Source organism: Lichenicola sp. GTC18331, assembly GCF_055386855.1.
Genome location: NZ_AP045015.1, coordinates 601,116 through 622,790 on the forward strand (window position 1 = coordinate 601,116; position 21,675 = coordinate 622,790).

Genomic DNA, 21,675 nt, shown 5'->3' on the forward strand with positions numbered 1-21,675 from the left:
CCGCGCGTCAGCCCGGCCGCGCGCCGAAACGGCGTTCGCGGCTGGTGAAGACGGACAGGGCATCGGCGAAATGCTGGCGGTCGAAATCCGGCCACAGCACGTCCTGGAACACCAGCTCGGCATAGGCCGACTGCCACAGCAGGAAGTTGGACAACCGGCATTCGCCGCTGGTGCGGATCACCAGATCGGGATCGGGAATCCCATCGGTGGCCAGGAAACGGGCGAAGCTGTCCTCGTCGATCGCCTCCGGCGACAACCGCCCCTCGCGCACCGCCTCGGCGATGCGCCGCGCCGCCGTGGCGATCTCGGCCCGCGCGCCGTAGGACAGGGCGATCACCAGGGTCAGCCGCGTGTTGTCGCGGGTGAGCCGCTCGGCCGCGTCCAGCTCGGCACGGATCTCCGGCCCGAAGCGCGTGTGCTCGCCGATCACCCGGACGCGCACGCCTTCGCGATGCAGCTCGGCGATCTCGGAACGCAGGTAGTGGCGCAGCAGACCGGTCAGATCGGTCACCTCGTCGGCCGGACGGCGCCAGTTCTCCGAGGAGAAAGCGTAGAGCGTCAGCCAGCGGATGCGCTGCTCCATCGCTGCCTGAATGCAGCGCCGCACCGCCTGCGCCCCGGCCCGGTGCCCGGCCACGCGCGGCAGACGCTTGCGCGCGGCCCAGCGGCCGTTGCCGTCCATGATGATCGCGACATGGGCCGGCTGGCCGCTACCGCCGGAAGCGGCCTCGGCAGGCGCAGGCGACGACGCGGACCGGTCGAGAACCGGTCCGGGCTCTGGCTCCAAACCGGGAAGCGCCTCGGGCAACGGGTTCAGACCTGCTTGATCTCGCGGTCTTTCTCCGCGAGCGACTCGTCGATCCGCTTGACGTAGCCGTCGGTCAGTTTCTGGACCACATCGGACCAGTCCTTCACCTCGTCCTCGCTGATCTCGCCCTTCTTCTCGAAGCCCTTGATCTGGTCCATGCCGTCGCGACGCACGCCGCGCACCGCGATCTTGCTGTTCTCGGCATAGCGGCCGGCGGCCTTGGCCAGCTCGACGCGACGCTCCTGGGTCAGCATCGGGATCGGCACGCGCACGGTCTGGCCGTCCGAACCCGGGTTCAGGCCCAGCCCGGCATCGCGGATGGCGCGCTCCACGGCGCCCACCAACGTGCGATCCCAGACCTGCACGGTCAGCATGCGCGCTTCCGGCACCGCCACCGTGCCGACCTGACCCAGCGGAACCTCTCCGCCATAGGCTTCCACACGCACCGGCTCCAGCAGCGCCGGGCTGGCGCGGCCGGAACGCAGGCCGGCGAAATCGCGGCGCAGCGTTTCGAGCGCGCCGTCCATGCGACGGGTCAGGTCCTCGATCAGGGCGTTCTGGTCGGCCACGATGGGATACTCCTAAGATAAGGAAGGGGTGGGGACGGGTTCAGGCCGGATCGACGATCCGGGTGAAGCGGCCTTCGCCCTGCATGACCTTGGCGAAAGCGCCGGGCATGTGGATGTTGAACACGATGATCGGCAGATTGTTCTCGCGCGCCAGGCTGATCGCCGACGCATCCATGACGTTCAGGTCCTTGGACAGCACGTCCAGATAGCTCAGCTCGTCGAATCGCGTCGCGTCCTTGTCCGTGCGCGGATCGGCAGAATACACACCATCGACCTGGGTGCCCTTGAACAGGGCGGTGCAGTCCATCTCGGCCGCGCGCAGGGCGGCGGCGGTGTCGGTGGTGAAGAACGGGTTGCCGGTGCCGGCGGCGAAGATCACGATCCGCCCCTTCTCCATGTGCCGCACCGCACGGCGGCGGATATAGGGCTCGGCGATGCCCGGCATCTGGATCGCGCTCATCACACGCGTATCCACGTCGAGCGCTTCCAGCGCGTTCTGCATCATCAGCGCGTTGATCACGGTCGCCAGCATGCCGGCATAGTCGCCCTGGGCCCGGTCCATGCCGCGCGCGGCGGCCGCGATGCCGCGGAAGATGTTGCCGCCGCCGATCACCAGACCGACCTCGACGCCCATCCTATGGACGGAAGCGACGTCGGCGGCGATCGCGTTCACCGTCTCGGGGTCGAGCCCGAACGAGCCGGCGCCCATCAGCGCCTCGCCCGACACCTTCAGCAGCACGCGCTGATACAGAGGGGTCCTGGAGTCGGCGCCGGATTCTGCGGACATGGCGGTGATCCATCCTCTGAGGTCGTTGAAGCGGGCCCGTCATAAGCCCCGGCTTCCCGGGGGACAAGCGCGGCGCAAACGACCGCTTCAGAGTCCCAGCGCGCTCAACCCCGGATGATCGTCGGGGCGGCGTCCGGACGGCCAGCGGAACAACCGGTCGGCCTCCGCGATCGCCACGTCGTTGATCGAGGCATGGCGCTCGGCCATCAGCCCGGCCGCGTCGAACAGCCAGTTCTCGTTGCCGTGCGAGCGGAACCAGCGCCCCTCCGCATCGTGCCATTCATACACGAAGCGCACGGCGATCCGGTCCTCGCGAAAGGCCCAGACCTCCTTGATCAGCCGGTAATCCAGCTCGCGCGCCCATTTGCCCTGCAGGAACGACACAATCGCCGGCCGCCCCTGGAGGAACACGTCGCGGTTCCGCCAGCGGCTGTTCTCGGTATAGGCCAGCGCCACCCGCTCCGGATCGCGCCCGTTCCAGGCATCCTCGGCCAGCCGCGCCTTCCGTGCAGCGGTCTCGGCGTCGAAGGGCGGGAATGGCGGTCGCGACATCAGTCCAGATTCTCCAGGCCGATCGCCCGCAGACGCGCGCCCTCCTCATCCCAGCCGGCGCGCTCCTTGACGTTCAGGAACAGGTGGCAGGGCCGCTCCAGCAGGGAGGACAGGCCATGACGCGCCTTCTCGCCGATCTGCCGGATTCGCGAGCCTTTGTCGCCGATCAGGATCGCCTTGTGCCCGGGACGCGACACATAGACCGTGACGTCGATCCGCACCGATCCGTCCGGACGCTCCTGGAAACTCTCGGTCTCCGCCGTGCAGGAATACGGGATCTCCTCATGGGTCTGCAGGAAGATCTGTTCACGCACCAGCTCGGCGGCGAGCAGACGGTCCGGCAGATCGGTGAGATCGTCCTCGGGATACAGGAACGGCCCGGCCGGCAGCGCGAAGGCCAAAGCGTCCAGCAGATCGTCCAGACCGTCGCCCTTGCGGGCGCTGACCATGTAGACGTGCTCGAACGGCACCAGCTCCGCCAGGGTCTTGGTCAGCGGCAGAAGCTGGCCGCGCTCCACGGCGTCGGTCTTGTTCAGCACCAGCCAGGTGCGGCGCTTGCTTTCCCGCAAACGCTCGGCAATCGCGCGCACACCGTCGGTCAGACCCTTCTGGCTGTCCACCAGCAGCAGGGTGATGTCCGCATCCTCGGCGCCGGTCCAGGCGGCGGCGACCATGGCGCGGTCCAGCTTGCGCTTCGGCTTGAAGATGCCGGGCGTGTCCACCAGCAGGATCTGCGCCCGCGTGTCCGCCGCCTCGCGCATCATGATGCCGAGCACGCGGAAGCGCGTGGTCTGCGCCTTGGGGCTGACGATGGAGAGCTTGGCGCCGGTGAGACGGTTCAGAAGCGTCGATTTGCCGGCATTGGGCGCGCCGACGATGGCAACGAAGCCGCAGCGCTGCGTGTCGCGATCGGGGGCGGTGTCGGTATCGCTCATGAGAACTGCCTTAGAAGAGACGCTGCGGCGAGGCTTTCTGCGGCGCGCTTCGCCCCGGCCTCGCCGGTGGCGGAACGGCCGGCCGCTTCCACCCGGATCACGAAATGCGGGGCGTGCGACGGGCCGGTGGCGGATTCAAGCGAATAGACCGGCAAGGCCAGACCGCGCGCCAGAAGCCATTCCTGCAACGCCGTCTTGGCGTCCTTGGGCGGCAGCGCCTGCGCCACCATCACGCCGTCCCAGGCCCGGCGCATGAAGGCGCGGGCCGGATCGAGACCGCCATCCAGATAGATCGCGCCGAGAACGGCCTCGACGCTGTCGGCCAGAACGTTGGCGGCATCGCGGATTCCGGCGCGGTCCTCGTGCGAGGCCACGGACAGGGCCTCGCGGAACCCCAGCTCCACCGCGATCGTCGCCAGCACAGGACGCGATACCAGATGCGCCAGACGCGGACCCAGCGCCCCCTCCTGCTCGCGCGGAAAGCGCTCGATCAGCCACTCCGCCATCAGAAGGCCGAGCACGCGATCGCCGATGAATTCGAGCCGCTCGTAGGAGCCCTGCCCCTTGTTGGCCGGCCGGCGCCCCTTGCGAGCGCCCTGGGACTGCATCTCGTGCGCGGCGGAGCGATGCGTCAGCGCTTCCCGCAGCAGAGCGGGCCGGGCGAAGCGCCAGCCCACCGTGCGTTCGATCCCGGCCAGCGCCGGGTCGATCTCGTCGCGATCGAGTGCCGTTTCGCTCAATGGACCCACTTTCCGATCCGGTCCCAGCGGATCTCGCTCGGCCAGTACCAGAACTCCCAGGCCGGATGACGGGCATCGTAGGAGAAGAAGATGAACATCGCCTTACCGACCAGATTCTGCATCGGGACGTAGCCGAGTTCGTTCATGAAGCGGCTATCGGCACTGTCGTCGCGATCGTCGCCCATGGCAAAGAAATAACCCGGCGGCACCAGATAATCCGGGGTGTGGTTCTGCTCGCCGTCATCGGTCAGGCGCAGGATCTGGTGCACCACCGGCCCGTGCCCGCCGCTGCCCGGCAGGGTCTCGGTATAGAGCCGCCCGGCTAGCTCGCGCCGCTGCTCGTCGATCGCGACGTAATCGCCATCGTCCTTGCGCGGCACCAGCACGTTATTGATGTAGAGCTCGCCGTCCCGCACCTGGATATGGTCGCCCGGCAGGCCGACGATGCGCTTGATGTAGTCGATCGAGGTGTCATGCGTGTAGCGGAACACCGCCACATCGCCCCGGTGCGGCTCGACGTCGGGAATACGGCCCGAGAACAGGTCGGGCGAGAACGGGAACGAGAAGCGCGAATAGCCGTAGGCCGGCTTCCAGACGAACAGGTAGTCGCCCACCTGCAGGGTCGGGATCATGGAGCCGGACGGGATGTTGAACGGTTCCACCAGAAAGGACCGCACCAGCACCGCGATCAGCAGCGCATAGACCACCGTGCGGATGGTCTCGCCGAGGCTGGAGCCCGTCTTCGCCGGCGGCGCGTCTTGCGTGGTGTTCATCCGGCTCGGTCCCGACAGAAGCCGGTTCCGGCAGACGCGGAGCGGCAGACATGGTTCCCCCGTCGCCCCAGGCGGCCGGAAGGTGGCGGATCAAGCCGCCGCGGCCCCTCCCTGTCAAGCAGGACGCGTCCGACCGCCAAGAGAAGCCTTCTTTTTCTGAAGAAAAAGAAGCAAAAAGACTTTATCCGTTTAGCACGAAGTATCGATCCAGCTCATCACCAAACGGACGAAAGTTCTTTGGTTCTTTCTCTCAAGAAAGAACATCTCTTCTGCTGCCTTCCACCACCCCTAAACAGGCACCGCCTGAATGATCACCTGCGCGAACGCATAGGGCGGCTCATCGGTCATGGTCAGCAGCAGAGACGGCGCATGGCCCGGCGGGATCAGCGAATGCAGCCGCACCAGCGCACCGCCGGTCAGCACCATGGTCGGCTGGCCGGTGGGCAGGTTCACCACGCCCAGATCGCTGTGGAACACGCCGTGCGAGAACCCGGTGCCGAGCGCCTTGGCGCAGGCCTCCTTGGCCGCCCAGCGCTTGGCATAGGTCGAGGCCCGGATCGCCTCCGTGCGTCGGTTGGCCTTGGCCCGCTCGATCTCGGTGAAAGAGCGCTGGAGAAAGCGCTCGCCATGGCGCTCGATCGCCCGCTCGATGCGCCTGATGTCGCACAGATCGGTGCCGAGCCCGATGATGGTGGTCACGACGTCGCTTCCCCTCAGGTCCGGGCGCGTTCCACCTGGGTGATGCCGCCGGCCGAGCGCAGCCCGGCGATCACCGAGGACAGATGGCGCAGATCGCGCACCTCCACATCCACCAGGATCTCCATGAAATCGGACTGGCGGTTGATGATCTTGAGGTTGATCACGCTGCCTTCATGGCGCGACGCGGTGTTGGTCAGCGTCGCCAGCACGCTCGGCTCGTTGGTGGCGATCACGCTGATGCGGCCGACATGGGTCTCGTTGTTCCGCCCGCGCGCGATGGCGTCGTAATCCCAGTCGATGTCCAGGAAACGCTCCGGCGTCGCGGCGAAGCTCTCCAGCGTCTGACAGGACGCGGTGTGCACGGTGATGCCCTTGCCGGTGGACACGATCCCGACGATCCGGTCGCCCGGCAGAGGATGGCAGCAACCGGCGAAATGGGTGGCGACGCCTGCGCCGAGGCCCACCAGCGCCATCGACCCGCCACCGCCCGGCATCGGCATCGGCTTGGGCGCGGCGCGCTGCGGCAGGCCCGGCACCATGCGCGGCGCCCCGCGCGACGATTGCCGCAGCTCCGGGTAGATCGCCTGCACGACCTCCTTGGCGCCGAGATTGTTGTTGCCGACGGCGACATAGAGATCGTCGCGGCTGGCCTGCTTCAGCTGCTTCAGCGCCCCGTCGAGCACCTTCTCCGAGCCGTCGACGCCCTCCTGCCGGAACGCCTTGGCCAGCGCCGCACGGCCCGCATCGAGATAGACCTGACGCTGCTGGGCGGCGACATGACGGCGGATTCGCGCGCGCGCCTTGCCGGTGACGACGAAGCGTTCCCAGGCCGGCGACGGCGTGCCGCCGCGCGCGGTCATGATCTCGACCTGATCGCCGTTCTGCAGCTCGTGGCGCAGCGGCAGCAGACGCCCGTTCACCTTGGCGCCGACGCAGCCATCGCCGATCTGGCTGTGCACCGCGTAGGCGAAATCCACCGGGGTGGCGCCGCGCGGCAGCGGGATCAGCTGCCCCTTCGGCGTGAAACAGAACACCTGGTCCTGGTAGAGTTCGAGCTTGGTGTTCTCCAGGAACTCGTCCGGCGCCTGGGAATTCTCCAGGATCTCCAGCAGGTCCTGCACCCAGCGCAGCTTGCGCGGCGGCGCCGGGGTGTCGTCGCCCTCGCCCAGCCCCTTGTAGGACCAGTGCGCGGCAACGCCGTTCTCGGCCACGTCATGCATCTCCGGCGTGCGGATCTGCACCTCGATCTTCTGGTTGCGCGGATGGCGCAGCGTCACCCCGGTATGCAGGCTCTGGTAGCCGTTGGCCTTGGGTGTGGAGATGTAGTCCTTGAAGCGCCCGGCGATCACCGGATAGGCGGCATGCACGGCGCCCAGCGCGATGTAGCAGGCCTCCCGTGTGGGGACCATGACGCGAAACGCCATGATGTCGGACAACTGCTCGAAGGCGACGTTGCGCTTCTGCATCTTCTCCCAGATGGAGAAGGGCGATTTCTCGCGTCCGGTGACCTCCGCGCCCGGCACGCCGGCTTCCGCGCAAAGCCGGGTCAGCTCGACCCGGACCTCCTCGATCACATCCGCCCCCTGCCCGCGCAGATAGTTCAGGCGGGCGCGGATGGAGGCGTTATGCTCGGGCTCCAGCTCGGCGAAGCTGAGATTCTGGAGTTCGGTCTTGACCTTGTCCATGCCGATGCGCCCGGCCAGCGGCGCATAGATGTCCATGGTCTCGGCGGCGATCCGCTGCCGCCGGTGCTGCGCCTGCACGTAATGCAGCGTGCGCATGTTGTGCAGACGGTCGCACAGCTTCACCACCAGCACGCGGATGTCGCGGCTCATCGCCAGCACCAGCTTGCGGAAATTCTCCGCCTGCTTGGTGCGGTCCGATTGCAGCTCGAGACGAGTGAGCTTGGTGACGCCGTCCACCAGGGAGGCGACGGTCGGGCCGAACTGGTCGCTGAGCTGCGCCAGCGTCAGCCCGGTATCCTCCACCGTGTCGTGCAGAAGCCCGGTGCAGATGCTGGCGACGTCGAGCCGGAACCCGGCCAGCATGCCGGCGACGGCGAGCGGATGGGTGATGTAGGGGTCGCCATTGTCGCGCGCCTGGTTGGCGTGCGCGGCCTTCGCCACCTCGAACGCGCGTTCGACGATGGCGGTATCGGCGTTCGGATCGTACGCCTTGATCCGCCGGATCAGCCCGGCGCAGGAGATCGCACTGGAAGCGGCGGCATCGGGCCGGCTGGTCTTTTCCGCAGCCAGCGCCACGGGACCATTGACCGGACCATCCGGCGCGAGAACGGGCGCCGGAAAACCGGGCGTGACGGAAAAGCGGTCAGCGCCCGGCCACATTCCGGGGCCTTACCGGCGTGCGCGGCCGCCGAGTTCCGCTTCGATCGCGGCCTCGAGCTCCTCGGGCGACAGCTCGGTGCCCATGTTGCCGGCTTCTTCCTCGGCGGACACGTCCTGGAGACCGAAGATGTTCTGGTCGGTCGGGATGAGGTCGAGAACCTCCTCGTCCGCCGGCTCCGGCTCCGGCGCACGCGCCAGCGACTTCACCAGATCCTGCTGCAGGCGGGTCAGCTCGACGGTCTCGTCGGCGATCTCGCGCAAAGCCACGACCGGGTTCTTGTCGTTGTCGCGGTCGACGGTCAGCTCCTCGCCGCGGCTGAGGTTGCGCGCCCGCTGGGCTGCGAGCAGCACGAGCTCGAAGCGATTGGGGACTTTTTCAACGCAATCCTCGACGGTGACGCGCGCCATGCGGCCGACCTCCGTAAAAACAAGTCAGGGGAACCACGACGTATAGCCGCTCGACCACCGAGCGGCAAGCGGAAGCGGCTTTCCGGGCGCAAAGGCTCCGTTCCAGCCGCTCCCCGCCCTCACACGGCGTCGGGAAACGCGCCGATCGGCAGCAGCAGATTGCGCCGCCCTTCGGCATCCGGCTCCGGCAGACGGCCGGCCCGGATATTCACCTGCAAGGCCAGCAGCATCAGCTCCGGCAGAGGCAGGGTCGCGTCGCGCTCGCGCCGCATCCGCACATAGGCACCCTCGTCCATCCGCACATGCGGGTGTTCGGCGCGCATCTCCGCCACCGTGCTCTCCGAACGCACCACCCTGCCCTGCGGCCGGTAATCGTGCCCCACGAACAGCCGTGTCTCGTCCGGCTGGCGCATGATCTCGCCGATCGAGCGCCACAGGGTCGCGGGATCGCCGCCGGGGAAATCCGCCCGCGCGGAGCCGCTATCAGGCATGAACAGCGTGTCGTGGATGAACGCCGCATCGCCGAACACGGGCGTGATCGAACACAGCGTATGGCCCGGCGAGAACAGGATCCGCCCGGCGATCCCGCCCAGCTCCAGCGTGTCGCCCGGCTGCAGGAGCCGATCCCATTGCGAGCCGTCGGTGTGGAAGCCTTCGGCCAAGCCGTAGATGCCCTTCCACAGCCTCTGCACGCCGGTCACCTCGGTGCCGATCGCGACCGGGGCGCCGGTGCGGTCGCGCAGATAGCCGGCGGCCGAGAGATGGTCGGCATGCGGATGCGTATCGACGATCCACTGCACCCGCAGACCTTCCCGCGCCACATGCGCCAGAATGGCGTCGGCGGACCGCGTCGTGATCTTGCCGGAGCGGCGATCCAGCTCCAGCACCGGGTCGATGATCGCGCAGGCGCCGGTGCCGGGATCGGCCACGACGTATTGCGCGCTGCCGGTCGGCTCGTCGTGGAACATCGCCACGGCGGGGCGCGCGGTCGTGGCGCTCATCGTGCGTCCTCGAACGAGCGCGGCTTGTGGCGGATGTCGATCTCGCTGCCGCGCAGCATCTGCCCCCAATAGAGATACGGCAGGAAACGCGTCTTCAGCAGCCAGTTGCCCTTGCGCGGCACACGGGGATCGAGCGGGAAGCTCGGCTCCACCTTGCCGCCATAGGTGAACTCGGCCAGCAGGACCTTGCCGTATTCGGTGGTCAGCGGGCAGGAGCCGTAGCCGTCATAGGTCGCGGTCGCGGTGCCGCCGGTCAGCTGCGCCACCACGCGCCGCACCACCACGGGTGCCTGCAGGCGCACGGCCGCCGCCGTCTTGGCGTTGCTGGTGCCGGCCGCATCGCCGAGCGAGAAGATGTTGGCATACTTGGTGTGCTGCAATGTCGCAGGATCGACCGACACCCAGCCGGCCTCGTTGGCGAGCGGAGAATGGCGGATCACGTCCGGCGCACCCTGCGGCGGGGTGACGTGCAGCAGGGAGAACGGCTTCACCAGCTCCGAGGTGCTGCCATCCGCGCCCATCACCGCGAAGATCGCCTTCTTCGCCGGGCCGTCCACCGCCTTCAGCGTGTGGCGGTAGTTCAGGCGGATGCCGTAGCTCTGCGCCGTGTCGAGCAGCGCCGGCACGAAGAACGGCACGCCGAAGATCGCATCGCCGGTCAGCATGAAATCGATGCCGACATCATGCAGACGGCCCTTCTTCCGCAGATGATCGGCGCACAGATACATGATCTTCTGCGGCGCGCCGGCGCATTTGATCGGCATGGCCGGCTGGGTGAACACGGCGTCGCCACCCTCCAGCGCCTGGATGCAGCGCCAAGTGTATTCGGCATGATCGGCCGAATAGTTGCTGCACACGTTGTTCTGGCCGAGCGCGTCGGTCAGCCCCTCGATCGCCCCCCAGTTCAGTTGCAGGCCGGGGCAGACGACCAGCGCGCGATAGCCGACATGCATGCCGTTCGGCAACACAACACGGTCCCGCTCCGGCTCGAAGGCTGACACCGCCGCCCTGATCCAGCACACGCCGGGCGGGATCAGCGACGCCTCCGCGCGCTCGGTCTGCTTCATGGTGAACACGCCGGCACCGACCAGCGTCCAGCCGGGTTGGTAGAAATGCCGATCGGACGGCTCGATGATCGCCACGGACAGCGAGCGCCCGCCCCGGGAATGCTTGCGCAGGCCCGCCGCGACGGTGATACCCGCAGCGCCGCCGCCCACGATCACCACGTCGAACGCGCCGAGCCGGCCGTCCTCACCGGGAACCAATGCGTTCTCTGCCGACACGCCACGCGTCATCGCGATCTTCCCCATCCGATATCGAAGCGCCGGACGATAAAAGCGCCGGCATCCAGCGTTCAAGCGCCGTTTTCCTGCTTACATTAATTCTGCAATCGAATGGCCAGCACGCCTCGCCGCCCGAAACGCCTTCGCCTGGCGGGCTTCCTTCCCGGCGACCCACCAGGGGTTGGGACGCCAACGCCAGAGCCAACGAACCGCGAGTCCGGCCGCCCCCATGCCCGGCTACACATGCTCCGCCGGCAACGACGCGATCAACGCCTCCACCCCCAGCCCGCTGCGCGGATCGACCCAGTCCGGCGCCACATCCCGCAGCGGCAGCAGCACGAAGCCGCGCTCGGTCGCACGCGGATGCGGCAGGATTGGGTCCGGCGCGTCGCGCACGGTCGCCCCCATCGCCACGATGTCCAGATCGAGCGTCCGCGCCGCATTGGCGACGCTGCGTTTCCGCCCGAAGCGCCGTTCGATCTCCTGCAACGCCCCCAGCAACGCCTCGGGCGCGATCTCGCCGTCGAGGCGGACCACGCCGTTGCAGTAGTTCGGCTGGTCGGAACGCGGCACGGGCTCGGTCTCGTACCAGGGCGAGACCCGTTCGAGCACCAGCCCCGGCACCCCCCGCAGCGCCTCCACCGCAGCGTTGCAGACGGCGGTCGGCGTTTCGAGACCGCGCGCGGGATCGGGCAGGTTGGAACCGATCGCGACCAGGATCATCATGGTTCGACATCCTTCCGGGGGGCGCGACACATCCACGCCGGTGCTAGGCTCGGCCCCCATGCTTGCAGCATCTCATATCCTCCTGCTCCTGTTCGTGACCACTCTCTGCGGTCCGCTGGCCCGCGTGGTGCGAATCCCCATGCCGCTCCTGCAGATCGCGATGGGCGCCGGCGCCTGTCTGCTGGGCATGCACACGCGCATCGAACCCGACGTGTTCATGCTGCTGTTCATCCCGCCACTGTTGTTCGCCGACGCCTTCCTGATGCCGCTGCGCGAACTGCGCGAGCTGCATGGCGTGATCCTGGGTCTCGCAATCGGGCTCGTGCTGTTCGCAACGGTGCTCGGCGGGCTGTTCATTCATCTGCTGATCCCGCCGCTGCCGCTCGCAGCCTGCTTCGCGCTGGCCGCCGTGCTGTCGCCGACGGATGCGGTGGCCGTCTCCGGCATGCTGGAAGGCCGCAGCGCGCCGCGACGCCTGATGCACGTGCTGGCCGGTGAGGCCCTGCTGAACGACGCCTCCGGCCTGGTGTGTTTCCGCTTCGCCGCAGTGGCCGCGATGTCCGGCTCGTTCTCGCTGCTCAACGCCACCGGCACCTTCCTGCTGGTCTCGCTCGGCGGGGTCGCGGTGGGGATCGTCGGCGCCCTCGCTTTGGCCCTGGTGCAGCGGGGGCTGATGCGCAGCGGCTTCGATCACGCCCCCACCTTCTTCGGCGCCAACGCCCTGCTGCCCTTCGCGGTCTATCTGGCCGCCGAACATCTCGGCGGGTCCGGCATCCTGGCGGCGGTGGCCGCCGGCCTCACCATCCGCCGCAGCGGCACGTTCACGCTGATGGGCACGCAAACGCGTCTCGGCTCCTCCGCGATCTGGAACACCCTCACCTTCCTGCTCAACGGCATGGTGTTCGTGATCCTGGGCCTCCAGCTCCCCGGCATCGTCCAGGACGGCGTCGCCCTGATGCGACGGGTCGAGGTGCCTCTCTGGCGTCTGCCGGTCGCCATCCTCGAGATCACCGTCGCCCTGATCGTGCTGCGACTCGTCTGGCTGGCCGGCACCGTGCTGGTGCGATCGCTCCTGCGCCGCGGCGCCAAAAAGGAGGACAGCTCCCCGCGCGCCACGCCGCGCCTGTTGCTGGCGACCGCCTTCGCCGGCGTGCGCGGCGCCATCACGCTGGCCGCCGTTCTGTCGCTGGAAGACAATTTCCCGGCACGCAACCTGCTGATCACGCTGGCGGCCGGCGTGATCCTGTGCTCGCTGCTGCTGGCTGCAACCACGCTGCCGTTCCTGCTGGCCGGCGCCACCACGGGCGCGATCGACCCGCACGAGCAGGAGATCGACCACGCCCGCGTGGCCATGGCCGACACGGCGGTGACGCTGCTGGAAGAAGAGATCGAGGAGGCCGACGAAGACCGGCACGAGACGCTGCGGGCCCTGCTCGACGAGGCGCGCGCCAAGCGCGAGCGGCTCCAGCTCGCGGCGGAGGACGCGCCGGAAGAGGAACGCGAGCGCCAGCTCACCACCTTCCGTCGACAGCGCCAGGAAGCGGCGGTCCGCCTCAGGATGCTCCGTGCCGAACGTCAGCGCCTCTCCGAACTCAACCGCAGCGGCGAGATCGACGACGACACCGAACGCCTGCTGATGCGCGAACTCGACCATCAGGAGGAAGTCATCCTGGCGACAGCCCGCGCTCTGCCGCGCACCCTGCCGCGCGACCATGCGGACCACCCGGAATTCGACGCCTACGAGACCGCAGCGCACGGCTGAACGCATCGTCCGACCGGACGGAACCGTTCTGCGGACAAAGCGTCGGATCCGTTCCGCAAGGACCGGACGCCGCTCTGGCGTCCTGAGAGCGGCCAGGGCATCACCGTCGCCATGACCACCACCCTGCACGACGCGGCCGAGCCGCCACGCGACTGCCCGCTCTGCCCACGTCTCGTCGCGTATCGCGAGGACAACCAGGCCACGCATCCGGACTGGTGGAACGGCCCCGTGCCGAGCTGGGGCGACCGCAACGGCCGCCTGCTCGTGGTCGGCCTGGCCCCCGGCGTGCGCGGCGCCAACCGGACCGGACGCCCGTTCACCGGCGACTATGCCGGCACGCTGCTTTACGAGACCCTGGAGAAATTCGGCTTCGCCACCGGCCGCTACGGCGCCGACCCGGCCGACGGGCTGGCCCTGCGCGATTGCCGCATCGTCAACGCGGTGCGCTGCGTGCCGCCGGCCAACTTGCCGACGCCGCTCGAGATCCGCACCTGCAATCCATTCCTGAAGGCCGAGATCGCCTCGGTGACCGGCGCGCAGGCCGTGCTGGCCTTGGGCGTGGTGGCGCACAACGCGGTGCTGCGCGCGAACGGCCTGCCGATGAGCCGGCACAAGTTCAAGCACGGACAGGTGGTGACCCTGCCGAACGGCGTGCTCCTCGCCGACAGCTATCATGTGTCCCGCTACAACACGAACACCGGCGTGCTGACCACGGCGATGTTCGAAGCCGTGGTCTCGGGACTGAGAAAGCGGCTAGACGACATCACCCGGTGATTCTGGCGAAAAGCGGTCTGTTTTCCGTCCAGGTCACCGCGTCGCGGCAACATCCGCTACCGGTGACCTCGGCACGCCCTAGTCCGGAATCTCGTCGATCGACGCAGGCTCGATCGGAATCGCCCGGTTGTAGGCCTGACGATACGCCGCCAGCGCGCCATAGGCCCGCAGACGCGCCCGCATCAAAGAGCCCAGCGGACGATGCACCGCCAACGAATGCGCCGGACGGAAGCCGATGCGCTGCTCCACGAACGCCACACGCTCGGGCGACATGGCCGCCTGCTGCGGCAGGACCAGCGTGGCGACGGTCACGTAGGGGCTCTGCTTCTCCGGCCATTCCACCGAGGCGTCCTCGATCGGCATGGTGTCGACGTTGGTGCAGAGCTGCGCACGCAGCTCGAACACCGCGTCGTTGCGCTCGAAATACGTCACCGTCGCGTGGCGAAACACGTTAGAGTCGAAATTCGTGTCCAGCTTCTCGCCGGCCAGCTCGATCTGCTCCGGCGTTACCGGAAACCAGGCCAGCTTGGCGACATGATCGCCGAACCGCATCGGCACCTGGCTATGATAGCTCTCTGCCAGCGGATGCAGCGGCGGATGGCCGAAAAAATCCAGCATCGGCACGTCATGGCCAGTCACGGCCTTCACTGTCGCGTTGATCGCGCGCGCCGAGTTGGACACCACCTCCTTCAGCCGCGAATTGCCGCCGGCATGGGATTCGATCCGCCGGATGCTCTTCAGAAACGCCGCCGCATCGGCATCGGGAAACACGGGCCCCGTCGCGAACACGAAATCCTGCGTGTCGGCCTCGTGACCGGGAAGCTTCTCACCCGCGACGCCGAAGATCTTCACCGACATGCCGCGATGGGTCGAGATCCGGTCCGACAGATGTTCGCCCGGCCCCTGCGCGAACCGCACCAGCGCCGGATAGGGGCCGGGCCGCGCGAACAATCCCTGCCGCAACGCCGGCGGCAGCCCTTCCGGCACCACCAGCGTCCCCTTCACGATCCCCGACGGCTTGGCATGCGACGCACGCACGGCCAGACCGCGACGGGTCTGCGCGACCTTGTCCGTTTCCGACCGCATCGCCTCGACGATGCCCTCGATCACCGCCCTCTCGTCCGGAGCCGGCTGCTCCAGACCGTCATGGTAGCGAACGAAGATCGTTTCGGGCGTGTCGTTCATCGTGAAGCTGCTCCGAGGCGGCCCCGACGCACGAAACGCCCGGCCGTGTTCCGTAAAGCGGACGGCGGCCTTTCGTTCCGCCGCCCTGGATCGCCCGGGACGGTCCGTCAGCCTCGGGCGCGCATCAACCGCGCCTTGTCGCGCTGCCAGTCGCGTTCGGCGATGGCGTGGCGCTTGTCGGCATTCTTGCGCCCCTCGCCGAGACCGATCGTCACCTTGGCCACGCCGCGATCGTTGAAATGAATGTCGAGCGGCACCAGCGTGTAGCCGCTCTTCTTGACCTCGCCGAGCAACTTGTCGATCTGCTTGTTGTGCAGCAACAGCTTGCGCGGCGCGCGCGGTTCGAAACGCGACAGAACCCCGCCCTGGTATTCGGGAATGTAGACGTTGAACAGCCAGATCTCGCCTTCACGCTCGCCGGCATAGGCTTCGGTGATCGTCGCACGGCCGAGGCGCAAGCTCTTCACCTCCGGCCCCTTCAGCACGATGCCCGCTTCCACCGTTTCCTTGATGGAATAATCGAACCTGCCCTTGCGATTCTGCGCGGCGATGCCGTGCGAGATCATCGCGCTCTTCTTCTTGTCCTTCGCCATGATGCGTCAGCCGAGCAGGCCGGTCTCCAGCAGGGCATTGCGGACGGTCTCCTTCGTACTCTCCTTGAGCGGCGCCAGCGGCAACCGGCAATGCGCGCCGGACCGACCCAGCAGGCTCAGCGCATATTTCACGGGCGCCGGATTGCTTTCCACGAACAACGCATCGTGCAGCGGCAACAAACGCTGCTGGATCGCCATCGCGGTCGCCGCATCGCCGGACAGCCACGCGTTCTGCATCTGCGCGCACAAGGCGGGCGCCACGTTGGCGGTGACGCTGATGCACCCCACGCCGCCCGCGGCATTGAACGAGATCGCCGTGCCGTCCTCGCCGGAGAGCTGGCAAAAATCGTCGCCGATCGCCCGGCGCGTCTGCAACGGACGCAGCAGGTTGGCGGTGGAATCCTTCACGCCGACGATGTTGGGGTGCTTCGCCAGCGCCGCCATGGTCTCGACGCTCATCTCGATCACCGAGCGACCGGGAATGTTGTAGATCACGATGGGAATCGCCACCGCATCCGCGATCGCGGAGTAATGGCGGAACAACCCGTCCTGGGTCGGCTTGTTGTAGTACGGCGTCACCACCAGGGCGGCATTCGCACCGGCTTCCTTGGCATGGCGCGTGGTCTCGATCGCCTCGGCGGTGCTGTTGGACCCGGTGCCCGCGATCACGGGCACGCGGCCGTTGGCGACACGCACGGTGATGTCGATCAGGCGGCGATGCTCGGCATGCGTCAGGGTCGGGCTTTCGCCCGTCGTGCCCACCGGCACCAGCCCGGCCGTGCCGCTTTCGATCTGCCAATCGATCAACGCCTCGAAGGCGGTTTCGTCGAGGGCGCCATCCTCCTGCATCGGGGTGGCGAGGGCGACGATGGAGCCCTTGAACATGATCTTCTCCACTGGGGCGGACCACGCCTGCCCCTCTCAGCGACCGACTACCTAGCCGAACTGTCCCGCCAGCGCCAAGCGAGGCCGCCCCGCGCGGGACGAGGCCTCTTGTGGTGCGGACGGGTTGCCGGGATGCTGCGTCCGCTCATGACCCGCCCGCGCGCAGCTTCCCCTTCCCCGAACGGTTCCCCGCGCGCCCGGTTGCGCCCGCCGCGCCGCTGGCCAGCCCTGGGCGCGCCCTTCGCACTGGGTGCGGCCCTGCTGTTTCAGAGCGGCTGCACGCCGCAGCCGAACGCCGTGCAACCCGCCACCATGAGCGACGCCGCCGCCATACCCGCCGCACGGCCGGGGGTCGCCAACGACGCGTTGGCCGCAGACCTCGTGCTGTATCTCCGCCTGCTGGAGCCCAATGGCGGCACGGCCGACGAGCTCGCCGCCTTCCTCGCCGCCCATCCGGACTGGCCCAACCGGTCCGTCCTGAACCGCCGCTTCGACGCCGCGCTGGCGACCGAAACCGATCCCGCCGTGCTGGCGCGCCTGTGCCCCAAAGCGCCGCTCGCCAGCGCCGCCGTGCTCGCACGCTGCACCGATCCCGCCTACGCAGCAGCGGCGCGACGCGCCTGGGTGTCGGGAATCGACGGCGCCGAGAACGAGCGCATCTTCCTGTCCGTCTGGGCCAGCGTGCTGACCCCAGCCGACCAGTTCGACCGCTTCAAGCGCCAGGAAACCGCCGGCAGCCTGGACGCCGCCGCACGCACCGCGCTCAAACTGCCCGCCACAGAGCGCGCTCTGGCCGATGCCGAGATCGCGCTGCGTCGCAACGATCCGGCCGCGGCACAGACCGCTGCCGCCCTGTCGCCGGACCAGCAGGCCGACCCGGAGCTGGTGCTCGATCTGGCGCGCTGGCTGCGCAAGAACGACCGCCTCGACGAGGCGCTGGCGCTCTGGCGCGGTCGCGGTGCCGCGGCCGAGTCCGCTGCCCTGTCCGGCCTGAAAGCCAGTCTCTGGAACGAGCGCGACGCCCTGGCCCGCGCGCTGCTCGACGCAGGCCGCGACGCGGACGCGCTGGCGGTGGCGACCGACCCCACCGATCTTCCCGCCGCGTCGCGCGCCGATGCCGATTTCCTGTCCGGCTGGATCAGCCTGCGCCGGCTGCACGATCCGGCACAGGCGCAGCCCCGCTTCGAGGCCCTGGCCCGCAGCGACTCGGTGATCACCCGGACACGCGGCTTCTACTGGGCCGGCCGCGCCCGCGCCGCGCAGAACGATGCCGAAGGCGCCGCCGCCTGGTTCTCGCGCGCCGCCGCCTACCCGACGACCTTCTACGGCCAGTTGTCGATCGCCCGGCTCGACCCGGCCGATCCGCAGACCCTGGTCGATCCGAGCCTGAACATCCCCCTGCTGCGCCCGGCCATCGCCTCCCTGCACGGTCCCGCCTGGAGCAGCGCCGACGCGGTCCGCTTCGCAGGCACGGATTTCGCCCGCGCCGCGGAACTGCTGGTGTCGTGGAACGACCCGCGCCACGCCCGCGCCTTCCTGCTCGCGCTGGACCAGGCCAGCCGCACCGATGCCGAGCACGCGATGGGAGCCGCTCTCGCCAACCGGCTCGGCCTGCCGGAAGTCGCGGTGGCGATCGCCCGCAGCGCCGGACGCCACGGGCTGGTGCTGCCCGGCTCCGGCTGGCCGCGCCCGTTCGAGCCGCCGGCGAACGGCCCGGTTCCGGCCGCCCTGGTGCTCGCGGTGATGCGCCAGGAAAGCTCGTTCGATCCCGGCATCGTCAGCCCGGCCGGCGCGGACGGGCTGATGCAGATCACCCCCGGTTCCGCCAGGGATATCGCCCGCGGCCTGGGACGGCCCGAACTCGCGGAACGGTCCGGCCTGTTCGATCCCGCCACCAACATGACGCTCGGCAGCGCCTTTCTCGGCACGCTGCTGACACGGTTCGGCGGCGTCGAACCCTACGCGCTGTCCGGCTACAATGCCGGGCCGCGTCGCGCCGAACGCTGGATCGCCCAGTACGGCGACCCGGTGCACGGCACGCCCCCCGCCGCGACCGGCCCGGAAAACGACACACAATCCCGCCTGCTGGACTGGATCGAAACCATCCCGTTCGGGGAAACCCGCAACTACGTCCAGCGGGTGATGGAAAACCAGGGCGTCTATAACGAGCCGGCCCGATGAACCGCCCCGGTGGCTGGGCCCGGCTCGTCGCCAGCGCAGGCGGCAGCGGCTTCGCCCCGCGCGCGCCCGGCACGGTCGGCACCCTGGCGGCGCTTCCATTCGGATGGGCGCTGCTGCATTGGCCGCTCTCCCTGCTGCTGGCGATCGTCGTCGTCTGCCCGCTCGGCATCTTGGCGACGCAGCGCGCCGGCGGCGGCGAGGATCATGGCTGGATCGTGATCGACGAGGTGGCCGGCATGTGGATCACCCTGCTCGGCCTGCTGCCCGTGTTCCGCCTCCCCGCCCTGTCCGGCACCACCCTGCTGGTCTGGTCGGCGATCGCCTTCGCCCTGTTCCGCCTGCTCGACATCACCAAACCCGGCCCGATCGGCCGCATCGACCGTCGTCACGATTCGATCGGGGTGATGGGCGACGACATGCTGGCGGGGCTGGTCGGCGCCGTGCTTCTGTTGGCGCTTCGTTGGGCCGCCACCTGGATACGCTGATGGACGATTCCCTGCTGCGCCGATCCGCCGCGACGCTCGCCGCCCTGCAGAAGGCGGGGCTGACCGTTGCCACGGCCGAAAGCTGCACCGGCGGCCTCGTCGGCGCGGCACTGACTCACCACGCCGGCAGCTCCAGCGCGATGCTGGGCGGCGCCGTGACCTATTCCAATGCCGCCAAGCACCGCGTGCTGGGCGTGCCGGACGCCGTGCTCGCCCGTGTCGGCGCGGTGAGCGCCGAGGTGGCCGAGGCGATGGCCACCGGAGCGCTGAACCTGTTCGGCGCGGAGATCGCCGTATCCATCACCGGCATCGCCGGTCCCGGCGGCGGCACGCCGGACAAGCCGGTCGGCACCGTCTGGCTCGGCCTAGCCCGTCGCGGCCGTCCGGTCGAAACGCGGCGTCTTTCGCTCCAGGGAGACCGCACGGCGATCCGGCTCCACGCCGCCGAGACCGCGCTGTCGATGATCGAGACCGCCGCCCTGCCCGGCTGACCCACTCCCCGGCTGACCCACTCCCCAGCTGACCGGCGCGAACCGTCCCGGATCAGGACGCGCCGCTCTCCTTCCGGTGACGGCCATGGCTCCTGTTGTAGGCGTGGATCTGATCGACGCTGACCCAGCCCTTGTGGTCGGTATCGATCTCGTCGAAGTGGCGCACGACACGGGTCCAGTCGCCCTGCAGCGCCTGCTCGCGGGTCAGATGTCCGTCATGGGTCGTGTTGGCGGCGGCGAAATGCGCCTCCACGCTGCCGGATCGGCGCACCGGCACGACGGCATCGTCCGACGGATGCGTCGCGCCCGCGATCAGCGCGGCCCCCGAGACGGAGGCGGCGCGAGACGGCTCGCCCTGGATCAACCCGCACAGGCCGGCCAGAACGCCGCAGGTGAGAACGGCACTGAGATTGAGAACGGTACGCATAAGGCGGGTCGCTTTCCTGGCGAAATGCGCCTGCATGCCGGCGCTTGTGGGCAACCGGGACGGCTCGGCCCCGGCTGATCCATCTCATCACCGTTTGTTTACTGCAACCTTAACCACGCACCCGAAACCGGTTCACTTCTGAAATAAACCGCGTTCCGCTATCCGCGCGTTCAATGTACCGAACCCGAGACCAAGACCGCTCCACAGAATGAGCTGGAGCCCCAGCGAGTCGAGCCGGAACCGCCACAACAGATCCGCCGGAAAGCCGGGCGGCACTTCGTTCACGCCAGGCAGCAGCACGCACAATGCCACGACACACACCACGTAGAATCCGGCCGCAACCGACGACGCGAACCAGTCGCCGCGCTGAGGCAGCAGATGCCGGCGGATCGCCGCCGCCCCCACCATCGCCGCCACCGACAGGCCGAGCATCACCGCGAACAACAGGGTCCGGCTGCCGATCGTGTCCGGCGCACCGACCGAGGGCGGGTTGGCGGGATATTTCAATGCCGGAACCAGCGCCACGGACACGAAACCGGCCATGGCGAGAAGCAGGGACAGAACGCGCTGGTCCCGGATCGCCACCCGTCCGTTCGCAAACGCGAACACAAGGGCGAACAGGCCGCCGAACGCGGTCGAATACACCATCACGCCGGTCAGAAGCCCCCAGCTCCGCTGCATCGGACGGCTGACGATCTCCGGCTCCGGCGCATCATGGATGCCGCGCGCCAGATCGGCCTTGGCCTGGGCCGCGTCGATCGCCGTCTCGATGGCGATCGCCCGGTCCACCTGCGGTTCGCCGACGCCGCGCGCGAAGCCGAACACCAGCAGCCCGGCCAGGAACCCGACCAGCATGCCGCGGACGAGAAGGATGTGCACCACCGCTCCGCCCCCGGATCAGTGGCAGGGAAACCCGAGCAGATGCCGGCTGTCATGCACCCATTCATGCACCGCCATGCCGGGGATCAGGGCGGTGGCGCCTTCCTCGGCGCCGACGAAATAGATCGCCAGCAAAAGCAAGGCCCCGAACAGGCTCCAGGGCAGCAGCGCGCTGACGGGAATGGTCGGTATGGCGGCGGGACGGACGGAAACGGTTTCGGACATCGCAATGCACTCCTCGGGATACGGCGTCCCATCGGGTTTCATCGCGTCGCGGCAGGTCTGACTTGCACCCTCGACCGGCCGGAAGGCGGGTCTCGGCGTGGTTCACAGTGGCGCGACCGTCCGGAGTTTCACCGGGTTCCAGCAGCGCGGCGCATGCGAAGC

General features: G+C 68.5%; 24 protein-coding genes. 5 read left to right on the top strand and 19 right to left on the bottom strand.

Features of this window, described 5'->3' with window-relative positions; genetic code table 11:
• Positions 1 to 7: 7 nt before the first annotated feature.
• From ACZ5BM_RS02840 to folK, 13 genes are all read right to left on the bottom strand, one after another.
• On the bottom strand, positions 8 to 787 hold the full coding sequence (locus ACZ5BM_RS02840) for an isoprenyl transferase (protein ID WP_498909839.1): 780 nt from the start codon (positions 785 to 787) through the stop codon (positions 8 to 10).
• 26 nt (positions 788 to 813) lie between these two features.
• Entirely contained in the window at positions 814 to 1,380 is a 567-nt protein-coding gene (gene frr, locus ACZ5BM_RS02845) for a ribosome recycling factor (protein WP_498911458.1), read from the bottom strand.
• Positions 1,381 to 1,417: 37 nt separating this feature from the next.
• On the bottom strand, positions 1,418 to 2,164 hold the full coding sequence (pyrH, locus tag ACZ5BM_RS02850) for a uridine monophosphate kinase (RefSeq protein ID WP_498909840.1): 747 nt from the start codon (positions 2,162 to 2,164) through the stop codon (positions 1,418 to 1,420).
• 87 nt (positions 2,165 to 2,251) lie between these two features.
• Positions 2,252 to 2,716 (bottom strand): nuclear transport factor 2 family protein, encoded by a 465-nt coding sequence (locus ACZ5BM_RS02855; protein ID WP_498909841.1) that lies wholly within the window; start codon positions 2,714 to 2,716, stop codon positions 2,252 to 2,254.
• On the bottom strand, positions 2,716 to 3,651 hold the full coding sequence (gene era, locus ACZ5BM_RS02860) for a GTPase Era (protein ID WP_498909843.1): 936 nt from the start codon (positions 3,649 to 3,651) through the stop codon (positions 2,716 to 2,718). The genes ACZ5BM_RS02855 and era overlap by 1 nt, the downstream gene beginning before the upstream one ends.
• Positions 3,648 to 4,361 carry a ribonuclease III gene (rnc, locus tag ACZ5BM_RS02865; RefSeq protein WP_498911460.1) on the bottom strand — a complete coding sequence of 238 codons (714 nt, stop codon included), beginning with the start codon at positions 4,359 to 4,361 and terminating at the stop codon, positions 3,648 to 3,650. Before rnc ends, era begins: the two co-directional genes overlap by 4 nt.
• Positions 4,362 to 4,387: 26 nt before the next feature.
• The gene (gene lepB, locus ACZ5BM_RS02870; protein WP_498909844.1) at positions 4,388 to 5,164 is read right to left on the bottom strand and encodes a S26 family signal peptidase; all 777 of its coding nucleotides are present in this window, start codon (positions 5,162 to 5,164) and stop codon (positions 4,388 to 4,390) included.
• A 288-nt stretch (positions 5,165 to 5,452) separates the two neighbouring features.
• Complete coding sequence (gene acpS, locus ACZ5BM_RS02875; protein WP_498909845.1) at positions 5,453 to 5,863, bottom strand: holo-ACP synthase; 411 nt, start codon at positions 5,861 to 5,863, stop codon at positions 5,453 to 5,455.
• Between the two features lie 14 nt (positions 5,864 to 5,877).
• Positions 5,878 to 8,208 (bottom strand): RelA/SpoT family protein, encoded by a 2,331-nt coding sequence (locus tag ACZ5BM_RS02880; RefSeq protein WP_498909846.1) that lies wholly within the window; start codon positions 8,206 to 8,208, stop codon positions 5,878 to 5,880.
• A gap of 9 nt (positions 8,209 to 8,217) precedes the next feature.
• A complete protein-coding gene (gene rpoZ / locus ACZ5BM_RS02885) occupies positions 8,218 to 8,616 on the bottom strand; it encodes a DNA-directed RNA polymerase subunit omega (RefSeq protein ID WP_422862778.1) in 399 nt (132 codons plus the stop codon).
• A 119-nt stretch (positions 8,617 to 8,735) separates the two neighbouring features.
• Positions 8,736 to 9,617 (bottom strand): MBL fold metallo-hydrolase, encoded by an 882-nt coding sequence (locus ACZ5BM_RS02890; RefSeq protein ID WP_498909847.1) that lies wholly within the window; start codon positions 9,615 to 9,617, stop codon positions 8,736 to 8,738.
• Entirely contained in the window at positions 9,614 to 10,912 is a 1,299-nt protein-coding gene (locus ACZ5BM_RS02895) for an NAD(P)/FAD-dependent oxidoreductase (protein ID WP_498909848.1), read from the bottom strand. The genes ACZ5BM_RS02890 and ACZ5BM_RS02895 overlap by 4 nt, the downstream gene beginning before the upstream one ends.
• A 225-nt stretch (positions 10,913 to 11,137) precedes the next feature.
• The gene (folK, locus tag ACZ5BM_RS02900; RefSeq protein WP_498911462.1) at positions 11,138 to 11,623 is read right to left on the bottom strand and encodes a 2-amino-4-hydroxy-6-hydroxymethyldihydropteridine diphosphokinase; all 486 of its coding nucleotides are present in this window, start codon (positions 11,621 to 11,623) and stop codon (positions 11,138 to 11,140) included.
• Positions 11,624 to 11,684: 61 nt separating this feature from the next.
• On the opposite strand from folK, the gene ACZ5BM_RS02905 reads away from it, so the two are divergent.
• Both ACZ5BM_RS02905 and ACZ5BM_RS02910 read left to right on the top strand, forming a co-directional pair.
• Positions 11,685 to 13,388 carry a cation:proton antiporter gene (locus ACZ5BM_RS02905; protein WP_498909849.1) on the top strand — a complete coding sequence of 568 codons (1,704 nt, stop codon included), beginning with the start codon at positions 11,685 to 11,687 and terminating at the stop codon, positions 13,386 to 13,388.
• 111 nt (positions 13,389 to 13,499) lie between these two features.
• Positions 13,500 to 14,162, top strand: coding sequence for a uracil-DNA glycosylase (locus ACZ5BM_RS02910; RefSeq protein WP_498909850.1), 663 nt, complete (start codon positions 13,500 to 13,502; stop codon positions 14,160 to 14,162).
• A gap of 78 nt (positions 14,163 to 14,240) precedes the next feature.
• Here ACZ5BM_RS02910 and ACZ5BM_RS02915 read toward each other — a convergent pair whose 3' ends face one another.
• From ACZ5BM_RS02915 to dapA, 3 genes are all read right to left on the bottom strand, one after another.
• Entirely contained in the window at positions 14,241 to 15,347 is a 1,107-nt protein-coding gene (locus ACZ5BM_RS02915) for a catalase family protein (protein WP_498909852.1), read from the bottom strand.
• A gap of 107 nt (positions 15,348 to 15,454) precedes the next feature.
• On the bottom strand, positions 15,455 to 15,940 hold the full coding sequence (gene smpB, locus ACZ5BM_RS02920; RefSeq protein WP_422862768.1) for an SsrA-binding protein SmpB: 486 nt from the start codon (positions 15,938 to 15,940) through the stop codon (positions 15,455 to 15,457).
• 6 nt (positions 15,941 to 15,946) lie between these two features.
• Positions 15,947 to 16,825, bottom strand: a complete 879-nt coding sequence (gene dapA / locus ACZ5BM_RS02925) for a 4-hydroxy-tetrahydrodipicolinate synthase family protein (RefSeq protein ID WP_498909854.1) — start codon at positions 16,823 to 16,825, stop codon at positions 15,947 to 15,949.
• 147 nt (positions 16,826 to 16,972) lie between these two features.
• Between dapA and ACZ5BM_RS02930 the strand changes: the two genes are divergently transcribed.
• Genes ACZ5BM_RS02930 through ACZ5BM_RS02940 form a run of 3 tightly spaced genes read left to right on the top strand, consistent with a single transcriptional unit; the run spans position 16,973 to position 19,982 of the window.
• Positions 16,973 to 19,006 carry a lytic transglycosylase domain-containing protein gene (locus tag ACZ5BM_RS02930; RefSeq protein ID WP_498909856.1) on the top strand — a complete coding sequence of 678 codons (2,034 nt, stop codon included), beginning with the start codon at positions 16,973 to 16,975 and terminating at the stop codon, positions 19,004 to 19,006.
• The gene (locus ACZ5BM_RS02935; RefSeq protein ID WP_498909857.1) at positions 19,003 to 19,491 is read left to right on the top strand and encodes a phosphatidylglycerophosphatase A family protein; all 489 of its coding nucleotides are present in this window, start codon (positions 19,003 to 19,005) and stop codon (positions 19,489 to 19,491) included. Before ACZ5BM_RS02930 ends, ACZ5BM_RS02935 begins: the two co-directional genes overlap by 4 nt.
• Positions 19,491 to 19,982, top strand: coding sequence for a CinA family protein (locus ACZ5BM_RS02940; RefSeq protein ID WP_498909858.1), 492 nt, complete (start codon positions 19,491 to 19,493; stop codon positions 19,980 to 19,982). Before ACZ5BM_RS02935 ends, ACZ5BM_RS02940 begins: the two co-directional genes overlap by 1 nt.
• 52 nt (positions 19,983 to 20,034) lie before the next feature.
• Here the strand turns inward: ACZ5BM_RS02940 and ACZ5BM_RS02945 are convergent, their stop codons facing one another.
• From ACZ5BM_RS02945 to ACZ5BM_RS02955, 3 genes are all read right to left on the bottom strand, one after another.
• On the bottom strand, positions 20,035 to 20,409 hold the full coding sequence (locus ACZ5BM_RS02945) for an EF-hand domain-containing protein (RefSeq protein ID WP_498909859.1): 375 nt from the start codon (positions 20,407 to 20,409) through the stop codon (positions 20,035 to 20,037).
• 132 nt (positions 20,410 to 20,541) lie between these two features.
• Positions 20,542 to 21,288, bottom strand: coding sequence for a CbtA family protein (locus ACZ5BM_RS02950; RefSeq protein WP_498909860.1), 747 nt, complete (start codon positions 21,286 to 21,288; stop codon positions 20,542 to 20,544).
• Between the two features lie 18 nt (positions 21,289 to 21,306).
• Positions 21,307 to 21,513 carry a CbtB domain-containing protein gene (locus tag ACZ5BM_RS02955; protein ID WP_498909861.1) on the bottom strand — a complete coding sequence of 69 codons (207 nt, stop codon included), beginning with the start codon at positions 21,511 to 21,513 and terminating at the stop codon, positions 21,307 to 21,309.
• Positions 21,514 to 21,675 lie beyond the last annotated feature (162 nt).

Excerpts from the sequence above, each read along its gene's own strand:
- pyrH (WP_498909840.1), bottom strand. The coding sequence starts at position 2,164 with ATGTCCGCAGAATCCGGCGCCGACTCCAGGACCCCTCTGTATCAGCGC.
- ACZ5BM_RS02855 (WP_498909841.1), bottom strand. The coding sequence starts at position 2,716 with ATGTCGCGACCGCCATTCCCGCCCTTCGACGCCGAGACCGCTGCACGG.
- era (WP_498909843.1), bottom strand. The coding sequence starts at position 3,651 with ATGAGCGATACCGACACCGCCCCCGATCGCGACACGCAGCGCTGCGGC.
- lepB (WP_498909844.1), bottom strand. The coding sequence starts at position 5,164 with ATGAACACCACGCAAGACGCGCCGCCGGCGAAGACGGGCTCCAGCCTC.
- ACZ5BM_RS02880 (WP_498909846.1), bottom strand. The coding sequence starts at position 8,208 with ATGTGGCCGGGCGCTGACCGCTTTTCCGTCACGCCCGGTTTTCCGGCG.
- rpoZ (WP_422862778.1), bottom strand. The coding sequence starts at position 8,616 with ATGGCGCGCGTCACCGTCGAGGATTGCGTTGAAAAAGTCCCCAATCGC.
- ACZ5BM_RS02890 (WP_498909847.1), bottom strand. The coding sequence starts at position 9,617 with ATGAGCGCCACGACCGCGCGCCCCGCCGTGGCGATGTTCCACGACGAG.
- ACZ5BM_RS02895 (WP_498909848.1), bottom strand. The coding sequence starts at position 10,912 with ATGACGCGTGGCGTGTCGGCAGAGAACGCATTGGTTCCCGGTGAGGAC.
- folK (WP_498911462.1), bottom strand. The coding sequence starts at position 11,623 with ATGATCCTGGTCGCGATCGGTTCCAACCTGCCCGATCCCGCGCGCGGT.
- ACZ5BM_RS02905 (WP_498909849.1), top strand. The coding sequence starts at position 11,685 with ATGCTTGCAGCATCTCATATCCTCCTGCTCCTGTTCGTGACCACTCTC.
- ACZ5BM_RS02910 (WP_498909850.1), top strand. The coding sequence starts at position 13,500 with ATGACCACCACCCTGCACGACGCGGCCGAGCCGCCACGCGACTGCCCG.
- ACZ5BM_RS02915 (WP_498909852.1), bottom strand. The coding sequence starts at position 15,347 with ATGAACGACACGCCCGAAACGATCTTCGTTCGCTACCATGACGGTCTG.
- smpB (WP_422862768.1), bottom strand. The coding sequence starts at position 15,940 with ATGGCGAAGGACAAGAAGAAGAGCGCGATGATCTCGCACGGCATCGCC.
- dapA (WP_498909854.1), bottom strand. The coding sequence starts at position 16,825 with ATGTTCAAGGGCTCCATCGTCGCCCTCGCCACCCCGATGCAGGAGGAT.
- ACZ5BM_RS02930 (WP_498909856.1), top strand. The coding sequence starts at position 16,973 with ATGACCCGCCCGCGCGCAGCTTCCCCTTCCCCGAACGGTTCCCCGCGC.
- ACZ5BM_RS02935 (WP_498909857.1), top strand. The coding sequence starts at position 19,003 with ATGAACCGCCCCGGTGGCTGGGCCCGGCTCGTCGCCAGCGCAGGCGGC.
- ACZ5BM_RS02940 (WP_498909858.1), top strand. The coding sequence starts at position 19,491 with ATGGACGATTCCCTGCTGCGCCGATCCGCCGCGACGCTCGCCGCCCTG.
- ACZ5BM_RS02945 (WP_498909859.1), bottom strand. The coding sequence starts at position 20,409 with ATGCGTACCGTTCTCAATCTCAGTGCCGTTCTCACCTGCGGCGTTCTG.
- ACZ5BM_RS02955 (WP_498909861.1), bottom strand. The coding sequence starts at position 21,513 with ATGTCCGAAACCGTTTCCGTCCGTCCCGCCGCCATACCGACCATTCCC.